Origin of the sequence: Shewanella sp. Shew256 (assembly GCF_002196695.1) — a bacterium.
GTDB lineage: Bacteria > Pseudomonadota > Gammaproteobacteria > Enterobacterales > Shewanellaceae > Shewanella > Shewanella mangrovisoli.
On record NZ_NAJR01000004.1, the window covers coordinates 393503 to 411367 of the forward strand.

Annotated in this window: 15 protein-coding genes; 3 read left to right on the plus strand and 12 right to left on the minus strand. The window is 48.9% G+C overall.

Annotation, left to right across the window (positions count from 1 at the left end; all coding sequences use genetic code 11):
- Positions 1 to 71: 71 nt before the first annotated feature.
- The 4 genes from B5P39_RS09845 to B5P39_RS09860 all read right to left on the minus strand — a co-directional run bounded on the left by B5P39_RS09845 (position 72) and on the right by B5P39_RS09860 (position 4419).
- Complete coding sequence (locus B5P39_RS09845; RefSeq protein WP_088211376.1) at positions 72 to 509, minus strand: (R)-mandelonitrile lyase; 438 nt, start codon at positions 507 to 509, stop codon at positions 72 to 74.
- Positions 510 to 615: 106 nt separating this feature from the next.
- The gene (locus tag B5P39_RS09850; protein WP_088211377.1) at positions 616 to 1662 is read right to left on the minus strand and encodes an NAD(P)-dependent alcohol dehydrogenase; all 1047 of its coding nucleotides are present in this window, start codon (positions 1660 to 1662) and stop codon (positions 616 to 618) included.
- Positions 1663 to 1756: 94 nt separating this feature from the next.
- Positions 1757 to 2827, minus strand: a complete 1071-nt coding sequence (locus tag B5P39_RS09855) for an alpha/beta hydrolase (protein ID WP_217895739.1) — start codon at positions 2825 to 2827, stop codon at positions 1757 to 1759.
- A gap of 341 nt (positions 2828 to 3168) precedes the next feature.
- On the minus strand, positions 3169 to 4419 hold the full coding sequence (locus tag B5P39_RS09860) for an MFS transporter (protein ID WP_088211378.1): 1251 nt from the start codon (positions 4417 to 4419) through the stop codon (positions 3169 to 3171).
- A 270-nt stretch (positions 4420 to 4689) separates the two neighbouring features.
- On the opposite strand from B5P39_RS09860, the gene B5P39_RS09865 reads away from it, so the two are divergent.
- Positions 4690 to 5571, plus strand: coding sequence for a LysR family transcriptional regulator (locus tag B5P39_RS09865; RefSeq protein WP_023265845.1), 882 nt, complete (start codon positions 4690 to 4692; stop codon positions 5569 to 5571).
- An 85-nt stretch (positions 5572 to 5656) separates the two neighbouring features.
- Here the strand turns inward: B5P39_RS09865 and B5P39_RS09870 are convergent, their stop codons facing one another.
- From B5P39_RS09870 to B5P39_RS09885, 4 genes are all read right to left on the minus strand, one after another.
- On the minus strand, positions 5657 to 9559 hold the full coding sequence (locus tag B5P39_RS09870; RefSeq protein ID WP_088211379.1) for a S8 family serine peptidase: 3903 nt from the start codon (positions 9557 to 9559) through the stop codon (positions 5657 to 5659).
- Positions 9560 to 10236: 677 nt separating this feature from the next.
- The gene (locus B5P39_RS09875; protein WP_088211380.1) at positions 10237 to 10641 is read right to left on the minus strand and encodes a YbaY family lipoprotein; all 405 of its coding nucleotides are present in this window, start codon (positions 10639 to 10641) and stop codon (positions 10237 to 10239) included.
- A gap of 1 nt (position 10642) precedes the next feature.
- Positions 10643 to 11509, minus strand: a complete 867-nt coding sequence (gene tesB / locus B5P39_RS09880) for an acyl-CoA thioesterase II (RefSeq protein WP_023265842.1) — start codon at positions 11507 to 11509, stop codon at positions 10643 to 10645.
- Between the two features lie 114 nt (positions 11510 to 11623).
- Positions 11624 to 12577, minus strand: coding sequence for an SDR family NAD(P)-dependent oxidoreductase (locus tag B5P39_RS09885; protein ID WP_088211381.1), 954 nt, complete (start codon positions 12575 to 12577; stop codon positions 11624 to 11626).
- A 324-nt stretch (positions 12578 to 12901) separates the two neighbouring features.
- Between B5P39_RS09885 and B5P39_RS09890 the strand changes: the two genes are divergently transcribed.
- Complete coding sequence (locus tag B5P39_RS09890; RefSeq protein WP_088211382.1) at positions 12902 to 13777, plus strand: 1,4-dihydroxy-2-naphthoate polyprenyltransferase; 876 nt, start codon at positions 12902 to 12904, stop codon at positions 13775 to 13777.
- Positions 13778 to 13932: 155 nt separating this feature from the next.
- Here the strand turns inward: B5P39_RS09890 and B5P39_RS09895 are convergent, their stop codons facing one another.
- Complete coding sequence (locus B5P39_RS09895; protein WP_088211383.1) at positions 13933 to 14742, minus strand: DODA-type extradiol aromatic ring-opening family dioxygenase; 810 nt, start codon at positions 14740 to 14742, stop codon at positions 13933 to 13935.
- A 69-nt stretch (positions 14743 to 14811) separates the two neighbouring features.
- A complete protein-coding gene (locus B5P39_RS09900; RefSeq protein ID WP_088211384.1) occupies positions 14812 to 15291 on the minus strand; it encodes a DoxX family protein in 480 nt (159 codons plus the stop codon).
- Between the two features lie 199 nt (positions 15292 to 15490).
- Here B5P39_RS09900 and B5P39_RS09905 point away from each other — a divergent pair, with 199 nt between their 5' ends.
- Positions 15491 to 16390, plus strand: a complete 900-nt coding sequence (locus tag B5P39_RS09905; protein WP_088211385.1) for a LysR family transcriptional regulator — start codon at positions 15491 to 15493, stop codon at positions 16388 to 16390.
- Between the two features lie 65 nt (positions 16391 to 16455).
- Here B5P39_RS09905 and B5P39_RS09910 read toward each other — a convergent pair whose 3' ends face one another.
- Together B5P39_RS09910 and B5P39_RS09915 are read right to left on the minus strand one after the other, a co-directional pair.
- Positions 16456 to 16773, minus strand: a complete 318-nt coding sequence (locus B5P39_RS09910) for a hypothetical protein (RefSeq protein WP_088211386.1) — start codon at positions 16771 to 16773, stop codon at positions 16456 to 16458.
- A 271-nt stretch (positions 16774 to 17044) separates the two neighbouring features.
- Positions 17045 to 17755 (minus strand): hypothetical protein, encoded by a 711-nt coding sequence (locus tag B5P39_RS09915; protein ID WP_088211387.1) that lies wholly within the window; start codon positions 17753 to 17755, stop codon positions 17045 to 17047.
- Positions 17756 to 17865: the final 110 nt, after the last annotated feature.

The window sequence follows — 17865 nt, forward strand, 5'->3', positions numbered from 1 at the left end:
ATAAAAGCAAAAAAGGCGACACTGAGTTCGCCTTTTTCTTTTAATTCCGATCATTTTCGCCGGTGATTGAGTTACTCGCCTACACTGTCGCCATTTAAGTACACAGTATCAGTGACGGCTTCAAACCAATCGACCGCTTTCCCCTCAAGCGCCTCTTGAACGGCCACATGCTGCATTGAGGATGATGCCGTTGCGCCATGCCAATGCCGCTTACCACAATTACACCAAATCAAATCCCCTGGGCGAATTGTAGTGCGCTCACCACCTTCACACTGGGTCCAGCCTTCACCTTGGGTGACCAATAGCATTTGCCCGAGTGGATGGCTATGCCAATGGGTTCGCGCGCCCGCGGAAAAGTTAACTACGGCCATACCCACCCGCGCGGGTGGCGGCGCATTAAATAAACTGCTGATCACCACCTCGCCGGTAAACCATTCACTCGGGCCTTTAATCGGTTGTTGTGTTCCTGCAGGGATCAGTGTCATGGATGCGGTTTCTAAGGTATTCATCAAAAACTCCTTTGCTGACGTTGTCTTAAGCTGATTTAAAAGTGATGGCGGCATGGGAAATGGTCCGCAAACCGCCCTTTTAACAAATGAGATAACCTTCTTAAGCCTAGAAGGAAGATGCCTGCATATCGATCACAAACCGGTAATGCACGTCGGATTTCTCCAGCCGTTCGAAGGCTTCATTAATCTGCTCCATTGTGATCATCTCGACCTCTGGCAAAATGTTCATTCGGCCGCAGAAATCGAGCATCTCTTGGGTCTCGGCAATGCCACCAATGAGTGAGGCGGCAATGCGGCGACGTCCCATCACCATAGGCACAGTATTCACTTCGGCAATTGGCCCCACTTGACCGACTAAGGTGAGCGTGCCATCCACATTCAATAATGGCAGGTATGGGGTAATGTCGTGCTTTGTCGGCACTGTATCGATGATAAGCTCGAAGCGATTAGCGGCTTGCTGCATACGCTCAAGATCTGAAGAGATCAAAAAGTCACTCGCACCGAGTTCGAGCGCATCGCTGCGCTTACTTTCCGAGCGGCTCAGTACAGTAACATGGGCGCCCATCGCGGCCGCAAGTTTGATCGCCATATGGCCTAGACCGCCCATACCAATGACCGCAACTTGACTGCCAGGCCCAACGTTCCAGGTTCTTAAGGGCGAATAGGTAGTGATCCCCGCACAGAGTAAGGGCGCGACTTTAGCAAGGTCGAGCGATGCTGGAATACTCAGCACAAACTCTTGGCGCACGACGATATGCTTGGCATAGCCACCCTTGGTAAGCTCTTGGGTGTGCCTATCGACACTGTTGTAGGTTTGGGTAAAACCCTGCTCACAAAACTGCTCTTCACCATGATGACAGTGAGTACATTCCTGACAACTGTCGACCATACAGCCCACAGCGACATGATCGCCCACTTTGTATTTGTTAACTTGGCTGCCCACTTGCACCACGCGGCCAACGATTTCATGGCCTGGCACTGTGGGATAAACCGTCCAGCCCCAATCGTTTTTCACTGTGTGTAAATCGCTATGGCAGACGCCGCTATAGAGAATTTCGATAGCGACATCGTTGTCGCGTAATTCACGGCACTCATAGTGATAAGGTTCTAGCGGGCTTTGCGCCGACGCTGCGGCATATCCAATGGTTTGCATATTTCATCCCCTGTGGATTGAGGCAGAAACGTAAAATGACACGCCTCTGCGAGAAATCATCAAGGCCAGCAAAAGCGCTGGCCCGTGAGCTAAATTACAAATACTGAGTGAAAAATTGCGTCAACTTATCGAAGGGGATTAGCTTCACTCTGTCATACAAGTCAACATGGCCAGCACCTTTTACCAGATAGAGTTCTTTAGGCTCTGCTGCGAGGCTGTAGGCTTCTTGGCTAAACTCCAGTGAGTGCGCTTCATCGCCAGCAACAAATAACAAGGGGCGCGGAGAAATCGAATCAATATCGTTAAATGGATAAAAATTCATAAACTTAGTGTTACTGCTCAGGGTCGGATGTGTCGTCAGCTCAGGCGATGATCCCGCTGGCGTATACTCTCCCCTTGGGGTGCGATAGAAGTCATAAAACTCCTTGGCAATGGGGTGAGAGTTTTCATCGATTTCATGGGGCGTACCGCCAGTGTATTGGGTTTGACCACCGCTAAACTCCACATAACGCTGCGCAGCCGCCTCGGCGATCATTTGTTTGCGCTGCGCTAAGGTCAACGACTTGCCATACAGATGACGGCTAAATCCGCCCATGTCATACATGCTGACGGTGGCAATGGCTTTCATGCGTGGGTCAATTTTCGCGGCGCTAATGGCAAAACCACCGCTACCACAGATCCCGAGCACGCCAATGCGCTCCCTATCGGCAAACTCGCTGGTGCCCAGAAAGTCTACCGCGGCGCTAAAGTCTTCGGCGTATATGTCTGGCAACACGGCATTGCGGGGCTTGCCCTCACTCTCACCCCAGAAGGATAAGTCGATGGCGAGGGTTACAAAGCCGCGTTCGGCCAGTTGCTGGGCATAGAGCACCGCACTTTGTTCTTTTACCGCGCCCATCGGGTGGCCCACGATAATGGCGGCGCTTTTTTCGCCCGCCTTCATACCCTTAGGCAAATACAGATTGCCCGTGACATTCATTTTGTATTGGTTTGGAAAAGTGACTTTTTGCATAGTCAGGGTTGCACTCCGATAAAAATTGTTAACACCATGGGATAAATCACCTTGATGGCCCGATGTTGCCGCTAAGGCCGGCATGCTTGTATTTATCAACAATGCCGAGATCAGCAATGCCGCCAAAGACAATGCACCGTTCGATGTTTTCATATTCAGTCCTTAATGGGGAACAGAGGTGTCACTTAGGCGATATACGTAAAATGCCATGGCAACTCATGCTGAAATTGTCGACAAAACGCCCAAGACATTGAAGCCATGAAACTCGTAGTTACTTGCCTAAAACTCCGAAAATGCGGAAATCATGTAGTGAGAGGTGAGGAAATCGAGGCCGGATAACGCAGCAATGTCGAGTTCGGCTATATGTATCGGTTTAACGCGAATAGCCGCAAGGGCAAATCTGGCGTACAAAAAGGCCAACAGGGAATCGTTGGCCTAAACGTTCAGTGGATATCGAACCTGTTGTGGGTTGCGGCGCTAACGGGCTTAGCAGACTATAACGCCACGCGGCTCATCTGGGTTTGGTGATAACGCAACCGAGCGATGGAAAAGGCGATTAATGCAAGCAGTGTTAATGACCCCATCACGACCCCCTGCCACTCGGCTTTATGCCAAAACAGCATCAGGTAAGGCCCGCCCAGCGCTGCGCCTAAGTAATAGCAACACAGATACAACGACGTCGCCTTAGCGCGGTCGCGACTCGCGCGCATCGCCACAAAGGAATTGCAGCAACTGTGGGTTAAGAAGAAGCCACAGGCCGTCATCAAAAAGCCTAGGCTAATCGTGACAGGGGTATCGAACAGGGTCAATAAACTGCCCAGTAACATCAAGCACCAAGAACATTGATATAACTTGTGCTGACCAAATTTTGCCAGCCACTTGGCGGTAAAATAGGAGGCCACGGTACCACTGGAATAACACAGGAAAATCAACGTCGCTTGGAAACGGCTCCACTCGTAGGGTGCGGCCATCAAATGCAATTGAATAAAGCTAAATTGATTCACCATCATCATAAAAGTGATCCCACCGATGGCATAGGCTAAACGCATCTGCGGATCGGTAAGGTGATGGCTAAAGCCATAAAAATCCTGTAATAAACGTGCCCGTTTTGAGAGTGTTGGCGAGGTAGTTTGTCCACCCGAGACCGCCTGCGCATCGGCGCCAGAAGGCAATAAATAACTGGCTAAGGCAACACCCGCAAGCGTGACTAAAAACAGCAGCCACATGGACTCTTGCCAAGATAAAAACTGCGACATCACCCCGCCCAGTAACCGGCCGACAATCCCACCGATACTGTTGGCCATGATGTAAATGCCCGCGGCTTTGAGCATAGTGCTTGGCGAGAGTTGCTCCTTAAAATAGGCCATGGCAATGGCGGGCACCGCTGCTAACAGCACGCCCTGTAAAAAGCGCACGTAGACAAGTGCATTAAAATCCCCAGCCCAAATCAACAGCAGATTCGACAGCGCCAGTAGCCAGAGACTCACGACAATCGGCGTATGGCGGCCAATTCTGTCGGACACGACCGCATAAATTAATAGGGAAAACGCCAGCGAAAAGCTGGTGACCGAGAGGATAAGCGTTGCCTGTGAGCCAGATACCGCAAAATGCTCGGCGATCAGCGGTAACATGCCCTGCATCAAATACAGATTGATATACACCACCACGGAAGCCACACACAGGGCCCACATCAGTCGGGTATCACGTTGTTTACTGTCGATAATAGTGTCTAACACGGCTTGCACTTTTGGCCTCGATAACGCATCACTCTCAGGATAGACAAAGATTAGCACTGGGCATAACATAACAATAATAGATAATTTATATTGAAATTATTGATTTTTGTTATAGCTAACAGTTGCGATGCGCCCTGTTGTCGACCAAGCCATGCGAGACACGACTGTACTGGGTTATGACGCCTTGTTAGCCCTTAAAGCACAGTGTAATCGTGTGTAAGTGCCCTCGAGCATAAATACCATCGCGTATAAGTGCTATTGCCAAAAATATGGATAATCATGGATATACGCCAACTTAAACATTTAGATGCGCTGGCCAATACCGGCAGTTTTACCGCGGCGGCCAAAAAGCTCAATATGGCGCAGCCTGCCCTGAGTCAAAGTATTAAACGGCTCGAGCAGTCGCTTGGGGTGATACTGATTAATCGCACCAGCAATAAGAATGACAAGCACCTCGCGCTCACCGCCGAAGGCTTAGTGCTGCACCAGCATGCCACGTTGATCCTAAAACAAATCAAGCAGGCGGAAGCGCAAATCCGCGCCATGGCGAATCTCACCTCGGGGGAAGTACGGATTGCAGTGCCGGGTATGCTGGGCTCCTTCTATCTGCCCTCACGACTTATGGCGTTTCGCCATCAATATCCCGAGTTAAAGCTGTCACTGTTCGAAGGCGGTACCCGTGACGCGCTGCGGATGTTACAGCAGGAAGAAGTGGATATTGCCATCATTACCGCACAGGATCTGCAGAGTGACTTCGATAGCCAATTGTTGATCCGTGAGCAGATGGTGATCGCCATGGGCGCCGAGCACCCGCTCGCCGATCATCCTGCGGTCAGCCTCAATGACTTCTTTGACCATGAATTAGTCATGTTTAAAACCGGCTATTTCCACCGGGAATGGATCCTCTCCCAAGCCAAAGAACTGGGTAAAAAGCCCAATATCGCCTTTGAGACTAACCTGATTAACTTAATCAAACAGATTGTCTCCCAGGGATTTGGGATCACCAGCGTGCTTGAAATGGCCATTAGTCCAAAAGATGACATTCTAGCCAAACCCTTTGACCCACCAGTGTTTTTAAATCTGCACATTGCGTGGAAAAAGCAGCGCCCCGTCAGCCAAGCCGACCGCGCCTTTGTGGAATTTTTAATGAAAAACCGCTAACAAAAAGCAATAAAAAGGGCCGATTGCTCGGCCCTTTTAATGCGTCCCCTAATAATTAAGGTGAAATAGGTTAACTCATAACAAGTTAGCGCTGTTTACGGCGACCAAAAGCAAATGGCAGCAGTAATAAACTTAACCAGCCTAAAGCACCACCGTCATCCTTCTTCGGCGGAGTATCGGTAATAGATACAGATACTAAGCTCGAATCACTATTGCCGTGGTTATCGGATACCGTCAGTTGGAATGACACGGTTTGTGCCGCACCATTCACACTTGGCGCCACTAAGTTTAATTTGGCCGCTGCGGGGTCAAAATTAAAGCTGGTGCCACCTAACTGAGTCCACTTGTAGGTCAGCGGATCATTGTTCGCATCCGATGATTTGCTTGCATCGATAAACAGCGGTTTACCTTCTTGTACTGAGGTTGGCGCTTCCACCTTAGCCACTGGCGCCACTTCAGCCACATCAAACTGGTAACTTTGCGTCAGGGTTTCTGACGAGGCATTGTTGACCTTGTTTGTTAGGCTTAACTGATTATCGACACTCGCCTTACGTGGTACCAACTCAAAGCTGATGTCTTTCGCGTCAGCGCCCGATGGCATCTCGACTGTCCAAGTGATCTTATTGCCATCCTGCTTACCGTCATGGCTGATGTTAGCCACTTCATGGCCTTCAGGCAGCAGAGCTTCTAAGTTATATACACGTGTTTCTTGGGTTCTGTTGGCTTCGATGCGGGTCTTCATCATCTTGGCCACACCTGGTGTCAACTGACCACTTAGCGCATTGCCCAGAGGCGACAACACATCATCACCCACACGTTCAAAGATAACGGGTAACTTGACTGGCGCTACCTTGTCATCACCCGTAGTGAGGGTCAGCATGGCTAAACCATCGTCACCCACTTTGAGCGCGTCCTTCCACGCCAACTTGACGTCGAAGTCTTTAGTATCGCCAGAAAGGGTCGCCGTCAGGTTATCCCCCGCGGTTTCGTTGTTGTAGAAGGTCAATTGTTTCAAACCAAACACGTCATCGGCCGTCGCGGATGAGGCGCTGTAGTTTTGCACAATCACATAGTAAGTGCCTTTAACAGGATTGTTGAGTAAGACACTTTCCTCTGAACCGTCTTTCGCCGATGAAGCCACTCGAGCAAGCTTACTACCATCGTTTTTATCGAGTAGCACGTACATATCGAGATCAGGCGACGTGGTGTAGCTAATCGATGCACGGAAATACAGTGCATTTTCATTCACGTCAAACTTAAACACTTTGACCCCATCGGCAAGATCATCAGTGTATGAGGCATTGTTCGAGTCTTGCTTCACGCTTGACTCAATGGTTTGGCTAAGCTTTAGGCCCGACACTTCGGCGCCAACGCTGGCAAAATCAACCGCCTTTAAGCCTTCAAGATTGATTTCATCCGCATTACGGGTCGCTTCAATATTCACCAAATTGGGCAGATTACGCTTACCAATCTTAGCGGCAATCGGCATAGTCGCCGTTGGGAAGCTGGTCGACTCGAGCACTAAGTTGCCAAAGCCCCAATCTGCGCCCACTTGTGTCACATCGGCGGTCACGGTAATGGCTTGGCTCGCACCTTTTTTCAGGGTAAAGCTTTCAGGCGATACCGTTACGGCTAACTTATCGGTCACCGCTTGGCCCTTCGCCGTCCAGCTACCATCTTGAGTTGCGGTTACGGTACGGGTCCAAGTACAGGTGTTCACGCAGCGAGAATCGGCCATGCTAGGCACGTTTAACTTACGTGGGTCACCGTTCACGACTGGGTTAGCAATTTCATAGTTCAGTGCACTTTCGTCCATCACTAAACCGGTTTTAGCCGCTAAATCCACACGAATACGGCCAGCGCCCACATCGAACGGATCGGCAACGGTTTTAGCATCGGCTTTTTTCATCGCCTGCGCGGTCGTAGCGGTCAGCATTAATGCAGAGCGGATATTGTCCGGCGTCCAGTCCTTGTGCAGTGACTTTAACAGCGCGCCCGCACCCGCAACATGGGGGCTTGCCATGGATGTGCCCGACATCAAGGTAAAGTCGGCAGGATTTGTGCCCGATTTATCATGGCCAAATTGCTGATCAGCATAAGCAGCGTAAATGTCCGTACCCGGAGCGGCCACCGAAGGTACGATCACATCATTGGTCGCATTTGGGCCAATCAGTGAACTGGCAGATAACACATCGGCCTCGCGGCTAATCACTTGCGGTGTCGGGGTTAAGGTTAGCTCAACGGCTGGATTGGCGGCCATGGCCTCGAGTAAAGCTACGCCATCGGTATTACCAATGAATACCGCAGGGACATTTAACTTCTCTAATGCCGACATGGTTAAACGCGCATTGCCTTCACCATCACGGTTGTACACGATCACCGCTTTAGCGCCCGCGGTTAATGCACTCGACACTTTAGTAGCGAAATCACATGAACCGCGTTTGATAACGGCAATTTTGTCTTTAAAGGCATCGGCAGGGAACACTTTACAGCCTTCCACATTGGTCGCATCAATCGCGCCTGCAAATACGGGTAGCCCTTTCACGACGTCGGTTTGCACAGGGCCTGAGCCTGGGGTGAATTCAAAGGTCTTACCATTAAATTCCAGCTCGCGTACCACTTCACGATTGTGAGTCGAGTTAGCGACTGAGGTATACCAAGGTGCGTTTTTAGACGATGAATAAGGTACCTGCTCGATGTTTGCCCGGGTGTTGCCCGCCGCAACCGCAGCAAAAATACCGGCATTACGCGCCGCTAAGAAGCCCTGCTCCGTCGCGCTGTTCCATGGATTGCCGCCGCCACTGATAGAGAAGTTAATCACGTCCACGCCATCTTTAATCGCATCATCAATCGCTTTTAAAATCGGCGCCGTTGCACAGCCACTGTATGTATCTTCTTGATCACCTGGCTCACAGACTTGATAGGCAATAATGTTTGCATGGGGCGCCACGCCGGACATTTGCGCAAACGTTAAGCCAGTCGGGATACCCGAACCTTCGAGTTTACCTACTTCTCCCTCAACATAAGGTACATTGAGTAATATGTTGCCTGCCGCGGTGCTGGCCACGTGCGAGCCATGGCCACCGTAGTCTTCGCCGTTTTTAGCGGGCGGCGTCGCGCCGAAAACCTTTTCGTCATCATAGATATCGGTGATTTCAGGGTAGCTGCGCACACCAATCAACTTGTCGTTACACATGCTGGCAAAATCGGTTTTACAGTCACCCACATAAATCCCTTGGCCTAAGGGGTTGGTGTGATCGTAACCATCTTCACCCACATCGGCGAAAGAAGCGTGATCAGAGTTAATCCCTGAGTCGATAATCGCCACAATCACGCCTTCACCCATGGCCTTAGTGCCCGTAGCACTACCGTCCCACACCTTTGGGGAGCCGATCAGTGCCTGACTCACATCGGTTTCGAGCTGTTCGATTTTCTCGCGCTCGATATAAACCACTTCAGGTAATTCGGCCAGTTTGATGGCTTGAGCCTGAGTCATACGCACGGCAACACCGTTGATGGCGTATTGGTAAGTGGTCAGCGGCTCAAGACGGGTACCAATGGCCGCGCTGGCGCTCGTTAAAAAGCGCTCTTGCTTGACCTTGAGGAAACTGACGTAATTTTTGACTTCAGGTGCGGCGGCGTTCAGTTTGACATTGCCTGTCTTACCGGTGCTTTTTGCCTGTGAGGACGACTGTACATGTTGTGGGCTGGTGGCCTTAAAGCCTGGAATATCCCCTTGATAATTCGCGACCGCGCTGTCACGCAATCTCACGATATAGGTATATTCTCCCTCGGCTAAATCTGGCTCAGGAATAAATTTTACATCTTGGTTATTAACCGCGGTTAATTGACCTCGGGTAGAATCATTTGATAATTCGGCTGGAATATCTAACTGTAACGTTTCACCGGTTGGCGATAATACGGTTTGCGCATTTGCTGCAGCCGACAGCAATGCCATAGACACTGCTAGTGCAATTTTTGTTTTCATGTTCGCTTCCTTCGCTATATTAAAATTACTACCGAAAGTTCCATTTTTAATATTTATTCAGTACGGCAACATCATTAAATGGCTGTAACTGAGAGAACTTTACCGCAGCGTTTTAACACGCAACGATACATATTGAAACACCTTATTAACCGGATAATTACCCATAAAATCAATTAATAAGAATGTCGTTCTCAATAAATATTCATTGTTTAACGGTTAACGGAATGCGAGATGGTTTATGCTGCGAAAGGGAATGTTAGCAAGCGCTTAAAAACCAAATAAAAATTCATTATCACTCATTAATAAATCCTTTGCTTAATTGATAATTAACAGTATGAATAACTGATAAATCAAGATAAAAACGGATTAGATTTAAATGAAATAATTTCAAGCAGACATAATTTTTCACAATTAAGGCTGTGATGAGTTAGAGGATTACATGGACAAATTACAGGCATATGATTTAACGAATGTCGTACTTATTTAGCAAACTTATTGTCCATACAAAACACACAGAACGAAATACACAGAACGAAATACACAGAACGAAATACAGAGTATGGACATCCGATAAAAGAAAAGTGGAAGAGTGAAAAACAAGCAATAAAAAAGGGGATTGACTCCCCTTTCGAAAAAACACCTTCACCATCCTGCCAATAGGCTTTAAAACACTCAGCCTAGGGCTCAGTGCGTACCGCTTTCATCAGTACTTCAGTGGTGTATTTATCATTATTAATCACAGGGAAGCGGTCATAGGTTTGAAAAATCACCTTGTCCTGATACTTGATCATGGCCACTACGCCGTAATTAATGCGTTTATCGATTGATTGCGCCGGTAATAAGAACTTAAATGGCACAGGCGCCCTAGCGATATTAAAGCTCTTTTGGGCAATGATGACGCCGGGCGTGTTCAAATCGATAATCGCAATGGTAATTTCACTGCCTTGGGGCAGGAGAATTTTTTCCAAATAGCCCGCAGCCCCGTTCACCACCACCGGAGGATCGGGTTGAACCGTCACGCAACCACTTAAGACAAATGACACCAGTAAAAATGAAAGAAACAACTTTATTTTCATCAACATATTAACTTCCTTTTACCATACGGATCAGCCCCTCTTGGGTCGTCGATGCGACAAGCTCACCCTGCTGATTAAAAAATTGGCCTCGTACGTAACCCCGTCCGCCGCTGGCGGTGGGACTGTCGATACTATAAAGCAACCATTCTCCCATATTAATCGGGCGATGGAACCACATCGCATGATCGATTGTTGCCATGCGGATCCCCGGCGTTAAAAACGACACTCCATGGGGCTGAGCCGCCGTGACTAAAAAGTTAAAGTCAGAGGCGTAGGCCAGCAAATATTCGTGAATATGGGCATCCGTTGGCATTGGCCCATTCGCCCTTAGCCACACATAGCGATAGGGTTCGGTTTCTTTAGGCGCGAAGGGATGCAAAGGATTGACTAATCGCATCTCAATCGGCGCGTCTTCCATAAACTTTTCCAGAATGCGCGCGGGCACTTTATCCCTTAAGGTCATCGCCAGCTCGTTTTGATTCAATAAACCTTCAGGGCCCGGCACCTCCGGCATTTTGGCTTGATGGTCAAAGCCCGCCTCGGGTTCTTGGAACGAGCAGGTCATATGAAAAATCGGCCGTCCCTTTTGTATTGCGCTCACGCGTCTGGCACTGAAACTGCCGCCGTCTCGCATATTTTCCACTTCATAGACTATGGGCAGCTTTTCATCCCCTGCGCGTAAAAAATAAGAGTGTAGCGAATGCACTTTACGCTCGGCTGGCACGGTTTGCTTAGCGGCGCTCAGGGCCTGCCCCATCACTTGGCCACCAAATACATGCCCAAATCCTAAGTCTTGGCTTTGACCACGAAACAGCCCGATTTCAATTTGCTCGAGGGATAATAATGATAAGAGATCGTCTAATACCTGACTCATGGGATCCTACTGAAAATTAGCAACTAATGCCCAAGGGTAACTCAGTTAGACTAGGGCTGACCAGTAGAGAGTCGATAGCTTATTGCATCTTGTGGCTTCTGCACGCCCAAAGCACTACTCAATCTTAATATGATGCTCAAGGGCACTCTGTTTTGACCAAGCCAACACTTTATCTTCGCCGCAGGTATGCAGATTAATCGGAAAGGCATAATGCAACTCAGGCCAGTACTTGACCAGTTTATCGGGTGTGCACAGCCCCTCACTGAAATAAATGGACTGAAATTCGGCAAACATCCCATGACTCACGCTGCCCGCCCCCGCAAGCAAATGTTGGCCATTCGGTGCGGCACGACTGACTAAAAATGCCATGGTCGCCGTGACCGTATCAAAGGAAAACAGCGGTTGAATCGCTGGCGCTAAGTGTTTATGGGTCATGGCCGTGAGTGCCTGCGGGCACAGACTATTGATATGGATGTTATATTGCTCGCCCTCTAAAGCAAGGCTATTCACCATACCGACGAGGGCCATCTTGGCGGCGCTAAACGGGACCTGATGTAAGTCGCCAAACAACGCCGACACCCCTGTGGTCATCAAAATTCGGCCATAGCCATGGGCCTTCATCAGCGGCCAAATTGCTTGAGTCAGATAAAAGCTACCATACACATCCACATCAAACTGTCGCTGCCAGTCGGCTTGTTGAATATGCTCGAAGGAGCACGCGCCGTAAACCCCGGCGTTATTGATCAAAATATCCACGCGTTGCCAATCTTGCTGTAGGCGATGCACCATCGCCTTGACGTCATCCTGCTGGCTAACATCCACTTCAAAATACAGGCATTCTCCCCCGAGCTTCAAAATGGCCTCATGGGTTTGCTGCAGTTCTACGTTAGTTACCTGAGTTAAGTTAGAAGAGCTAGTTGCCCTCAATGCCTCACCTTGGGATGGACGTCCCTTAGGTTGGTCAACTAATACCAATTTGGCGCCCCGCTCAGCCAACATAATGGCATAGGCTCTCCCTAGCCCGGAGCCTGCTCCCGTTACCAACGCCACTTGATTATCGAAACGCATCCTATCGTATCCTTATCATTGACATTAACGCTGAACGCCACACTTGACCATTCACCTCACAGCTCTGGTTATTGCAAAAATAGGGGTGAAGTTCATCGGCTTAACCGATGTTCGGCTGTGGATCACAGGAGATATAAAAACACAGGCATAGTGGATTTTCTTTGAACTTGACGACAAATCTTTCCCCTGAAAGCGAAACATCTGTGCGCCAATTCAAACTCTATTACATGCGTGTATTAGATAGTACTCACTTTAACGTAATTTCTTGTTATGCTATGACGCTGTTCACTACCCAATTCTTTTCTTAGATAACGACTGGACATCATGAATCCTTGGATTTTAGCCATCAGGCCCCGCACCTTACCCGCGGCAATCGGTCCCCTGTTAATTGGTAATATTCTAGCACTGCACCTTGAGCGTTTTAGCTGGTTAATTGCCGCCACCTCGATGTTGTGTGCCATCCTATTGCAGATCGCCGTTAACCTCGCCAATGACTACTTTGACTTTAAAAACGGTATAGATACCGCCGAACGGATCGGGCCGGTACGCGTGACCCAGAGTGGCATGATCCCCCCCCATAAAGTACGCAATGCGATGATCCTCTGCTTAGTGCTGGCATTAACCGTAGGCTCGTATTTGATTTGGCATGGCGGCTGGCCGATTGCGATTTTAGCGGCGGCGGCCATTTTAGGAGCCCTCGGCTACAGCGGCGGCCCCTATCCTCTGGCATCACACGGGCTAGGTGAAGTCGCCGCCTTCGTGTTTTTTGGTTTAGTGGCCGTGGTCGGCAGTTATTATCTGCAGGCGGGTGATACCAATATGAATGCTTGGCTACTTGGCTGTGCGATTGGCTTATTTAACGCCGCCATTATGTTGGTCAACAACACCCGAGATATTCGTACCGACACCCAAGCGGGCAAACATACGCTCGCGGTGAGGATTGGCGAGGCGCAGGCCAAAGTCTTGTATCAAGCCTTAATTTACTTGCCCTTTGGTTTAGTGATCGCGGGATTCTTACTGGGCATTCTGCCGGGCTTACCGGTACTGCTCGCGGGGTTATCCCTGCTTATCGCCCGTAAACTCAGCAGCGATTTCTATGCCGTATCGGGTGAAGCACTCAATCCACTGCTAGGACGCACGGCAAAACTCACCATGATTTTCAGCACCCTATTCAGTGTGGGACTGGTGTTTACCGCCTAAATGGGAATATCAACGTCTCGGGATTGCCTCAGAGTTGAGTTAAAGACCAGCCCGCAAGGCGGCTAGGTTCAAATAGACCAGGCTTAAGATACAAAAAGGTTCGTCACTATGCGTTTAATACGCAAGATGACGAACCTTTTACTTTTAGGGGCAGATTAAGACCAGAGATAACCCGATATTGCCGTGTTAAATAACACGCCACTAAATTGATGTGTGGCTTTTGGCGTCTGCAAATGCGCCGCCCCAAAACACACATGCAAAGGAATTAAGTGCTCTTCCCTTGGGTGGCTAAAACGTGCCTCCGGCGCCGATTGCCAATCGATTAACTGTGCCTTGGCGTGGCTATCGCCTGATGTCACTACATCCGTTAACCAAGTATCAAACCCTTGGCTGCGAGGCAACACCTTAGGATCGCCGGAGAAAAACGCCCGCATATTGTGAAACGACATGCCTGAACCGACAATCAACACCCCTTGCGCTCGCAATGTCGCAAGAGCCTCGCCGATAGAGATATGGGCGCTCGGGTCGAGGTGCTGCACTAAGGACATTTGCACCACAGGAATATTCGCCTCCGGATACATCAACTTAAGTGGCACAAAGGTGCCGTGATCGAATGCGCGCTGATTGTCGAGCCGCACCTCGATTCCACTTGCATTGAGCAAACCAGCAATAGTTTCGGCAAGCTGCGGCTCACCGGGCGCGGGATAAGAAAGCGTATAGGCCTCAGGTGGAAAGCCATAGTAATCGAACAACATGCCAGGATGTGGATGGCTCGACAGTGTCACCTGCGCCTCTTCCCAGTGTGCCGTCACCAATACAATGGCCTTGGGTGTCGGGATAGTATCTGAAACCTTGGATAAAAATGCCCTTAACTCCAGATGATTTGCATCATTGAGTAGCGGTAAAGGCCCGCCACCATGGGGAACAAATAACACTGGCATTAGAGCGGAATGTGCTTGCGTCATAATAAACTTCTCTTGATGAAACCGTTAGTTGTCACTTGTAATCAGACCTTGCCAGTCTTGTGGCTAAGATTAGAAAGCTGCTTTCATGTCCACCAACTGACGTTGAAAACGCACTAATCTATCAACGGTTTCATCGAGCTTGATGATTAAAAACAACAGCGCAGATAAAGACAGTGCGGGTAACGCGCTCAGGGTGGTTTCGTAATTAAAGTGGTAGTAAATGGCCCCCATCATCACCGACAGTAATACCGTCGCCGACAGGACTCGATATTCACGCCAGCCAATGCCAATGGCGCCCAGCACTTCAATCACACCGATAAAGTAGCCAAAACCCGTTGGCAAATTCATCACGCTAAAGGGCACATGGAAAAACGGCACGCTGAGTAACTTGCCCATGCCCGAGAATAAAAACACTATGCTCATCGCCAGCGTCACCACCACCGCCGCACGATTTAAGGTATTGGCACAGATAAAGAGTTTTTGAGGGTCAGTCTCGGCAACGGTTTTATCTGCATTGCCTTTGGCTAAACATAATTGATTTATCGACATAACTACCTCATTACTCATCTCTTTTAGCCCCTGTTCAGCATTAACCCTCGCTAAACGGCACCCTAAACGCAAAGTAGTGGACTCGCATTGAGCCCACTACTGTCATATGGCGGAATTATGCGCCCACAAAAAATAAATAAATATGGAATAATATCTAACATCTCCTAAAATAATTCTTTATTTGTTTAAGAGTCTTGCCATGACCTTAGAACAACTGCTGATGTTCAATACCGTCGCCCTCGCCGGCTCACTAAAGGCCGCCAGTGACAAACTTCATAAGACCCAACCGGCGATCAGTCAGAGCATTAAACAGCTGGAATCCCAGTTAGATTTAGTGCTGTTCGACCGCCAAGGGTATCGCTTAACGCTCACTCAAGAGGGCCGAAAGCTGTTGCAATACGCCCAGCGCGTGTTGAATGAAGCGCAGGAGATGCGACAAGTCGCTAAGCATTTAGCTAAAGGTAACGAGGCCAGTATCACCTTAGCCTTCGAAGCATCCTTTAATCTTACCCGCATCTTGCCGATACTGGAGCGCACACAAAATGAGTTCCCTCACACTCAAATCATTCTTAAACAAGAATATTTAACCGGCGCGCTCGAAGCCTTAAATCAAGGCAAAGCCGATATTGCGATTTCAGCGGGCGGCATTGATCCTGTCCGTTCCAGCCAATTTGAGCTGGCCTACTTATTTTCAGGTAGTCTGTTGGATGTGGCCTCACCGCGCTTGCTGAGTCGGCACCCCACTCTAAGCCATGTGCGTGAATTGGTGAACGAGTACCAAATTGTGATCCAAGATACTGGCACTGGCACCGCCAATATCGAATTTGGGGTGCAAGCTGGGCAGCGCCGTTGGTACGTTAATGATTTTTATACGAAGAGAATGCTCATTCAGAGCGGCATGGGCTGGGGAAAATTACCACATTATTTGGTGGAACAAGCCCTCGCGGATGGAAGCCTATTACCACTGGAACTGCGCGAAAGGCAAAACCTTATCCAACTCGATTACTATGTGATGCGCCCGCCCCACTCGCCATTAGGCCCAGTGGCACAGGCACTGTGGAAAAACTTAGTCCAATTAGCCGCAAAGCAAAGCGTCTAAGCAATCTAGGTATCATACGCTCAAGATATGTCGACTGAATAAGCATTTATGGAGCAGCCGCAGAGCTAATGACTGAGCAGATTCAACCACTCTTGGGGACTTGCCAAAATAAATTGATACTCGCCGCCATCAATCAAGGTGATTTTTATCGCATCAGAGGTCACAGGTAAAATACCTCCGCCCTTACCCCAACAGGATTCAACCTTGGCGATATCTTTTCTTTGCAGCTGATAAGGCCCAAGTCTTAAGGTTTTATTGTAGGGGGAGAAACAAACCAGCTGCTCGGTGACACTTAGCTGGCCATCGGCTCGCGCCACACCATCTTGCGCCGTCGCGATAGCTGACTTGATTAGGCTTTCTTGAATAGTCTGATTTTCTTGCATAGTTTCACTCCATTGAATAGTACTAATAGCTTTATTCCAACTTACCAAACACTGCAGCTATTTCAAGTTTAACGATATTCACTTCCACGATACGACTTACGACGGGCTGTTACGATAGCCCCTCAATTTAGGCACTAAAGCTGATGCATTCAGTATTCATTATGCTGATTCAGTAAGTGTCTATCGTTGGTTTATCCTGCCATCTGCGGCCACTGTGACCTAATTTGTCCGACAGACCGCTTAATCATTCTTATCCCGTGAATAAATTCACTCAGCGTTGATAATAAACAACTGACCAAAAATCAAACTGCTCGCCTTTGGCGGCGCACCAATCCGGAAACGGCTCAACCCCAGCAAGAGTAGAATACTCCTCCCAGCAATTGATCATCGACAGGTAATAATCATACCTGTTTTGCAGCCTTGATTTACTCTCCTGCGTTTGTAACCGCGTGATTAATGCTTGTGCTGACGCTAGCGAGTCTTTTGCCCGCGATATATCCCCCAGCAATACAGATTCAGATAAATGGTGGGTCTGAAAATCGACACTGTTTAAATGGGACAACGCGACTTGAGTGAGGCAAATTTCATCGGTAGGCTCGAGCGCCAACGCCCTTTCATAGGAGGAGATATCCTCGCCAATGAAGCCTAACCATTTGTTGGGGATGGGATTATTGGGCTCATCTAATGCCCATTGGGTTAGCACGCCTTTAAGCAAGACGATAAGGGGATAAGCGAGTAACTGGTGTGTTTCACGGTGCCAAAAGCCTAAGGAGGATAGCTCCTCCGCCATTTGCCTCTGCTCGGCCAAGGGCTGGGTTTTACAGTGTGATACGAATTTATTTACCGTCGCAATCGCTTGCTTCTTTAGTCCTTGCTCTTTTTGCAGGCAATATTGACCAAAAAGTTCATACCCCTTCCGGGCAGAATACAGGGCCCCTATCGCCTTTAATCCTTCAAAGTTGTCGCTATTCCAGTAGTTCATAGAGGTGTTTAAGTTAGTAGCTTGATTTAGGTGTTTAAGTTAGGCGTTTGAGTTAGGTGCTTGAGCTTCGTGGTCTTCACCAACAAGGTATCTTCGGTCAGTAAAAATAT

Coding starts and splice junctions, on each gene's coding strand:
- B5P39_RS09845 (WP_088211376.1), bottom strand. CDS start 509: ATGAATACCTTAGAAACCGCATCCATGACACTGATCCCTGCAGGAACA.
- B5P39_RS09850 (WP_088211377.1), bottom strand. CDS start 1,662: ATGCAAACCATTGGATATGCCGCAGCGTCGGCGCAAAGCCCGCTAGAA.
- B5P39_RS09855 (WP_217895739.1), bottom strand. CDS start 2,827: ATGAAAACATCGAACGGTGCATTGTCTTTGGCGGCATTGCTGATCTCG.
- B5P39_RS09865 (WP_023265845.1), top strand. CDS start 4,690: ATGGATATACGCCAACTTAAACATTTAGATGCGCTGGCCAATACCGGC.
- B5P39_RS09870 (WP_088211379.1), bottom strand. CDS start 9,559: ATGAAAACAAAAATTGCACTAGCAGTGTCTATGGCATTGCTGTCGGCT.
- B5P39_RS09875 (WP_088211380.1), bottom strand. CDS start 10,641: ATGTTGATGAAAATAAAGTTGTTTCTTTCATTTTTACTGGTGTCATTT.
- tesB (WP_023265842.1), bottom strand. CDS start 11,509: ATGAGTCAGGTATTAGACGATCTCTTATCATTATTATCCCTCGAGCAA.
- B5P39_RS09885 (WP_088211381.1), bottom strand. CDS start 12,577: ATGCGTTTCGATAATCAAGTGGCGTTGGTAACGGGAGCAGGCTCCGGG.
- B5P39_RS09890 (WP_088211382.1), top strand. CDS start 12,902: ATGAATCCTTGGATTTTAGCCATCAGGCCCCGCACCTTACCCGCGGCA.
- B5P39_RS09895 (WP_088211383.1), bottom strand. CDS start 14,742: ATGACGCAAGCACATTCCGCTCTAATGCCAGTGTTATTTGTTCCCCAT.
- B5P39_RS09900 (WP_088211384.1), bottom strand. CDS start 15,291: ATGTCGATAAATCAATTATGTTTAGCCAAAGGCAATGCAGATAAAACC.
- B5P39_RS09905 (WP_088211385.1), top strand. CDS start 15,491: ATGACCTTAGAACAACTGCTGATGTTCAATACCGTCGCCCTCGCCGGC.
- B5P39_RS09910 (WP_088211386.1), bottom strand. CDS start 16,773: ATGCAAGAAAATCAGACTATTCAAGAAAGCCTAATCAAGTCAGCTATC.
- B5P39_RS09915 (WP_088211387.1), bottom strand. CDS start 17,755: ATGAACTACTGGAATAGCGACAACTTTGAAGGATTAAAGGCGATAGGG.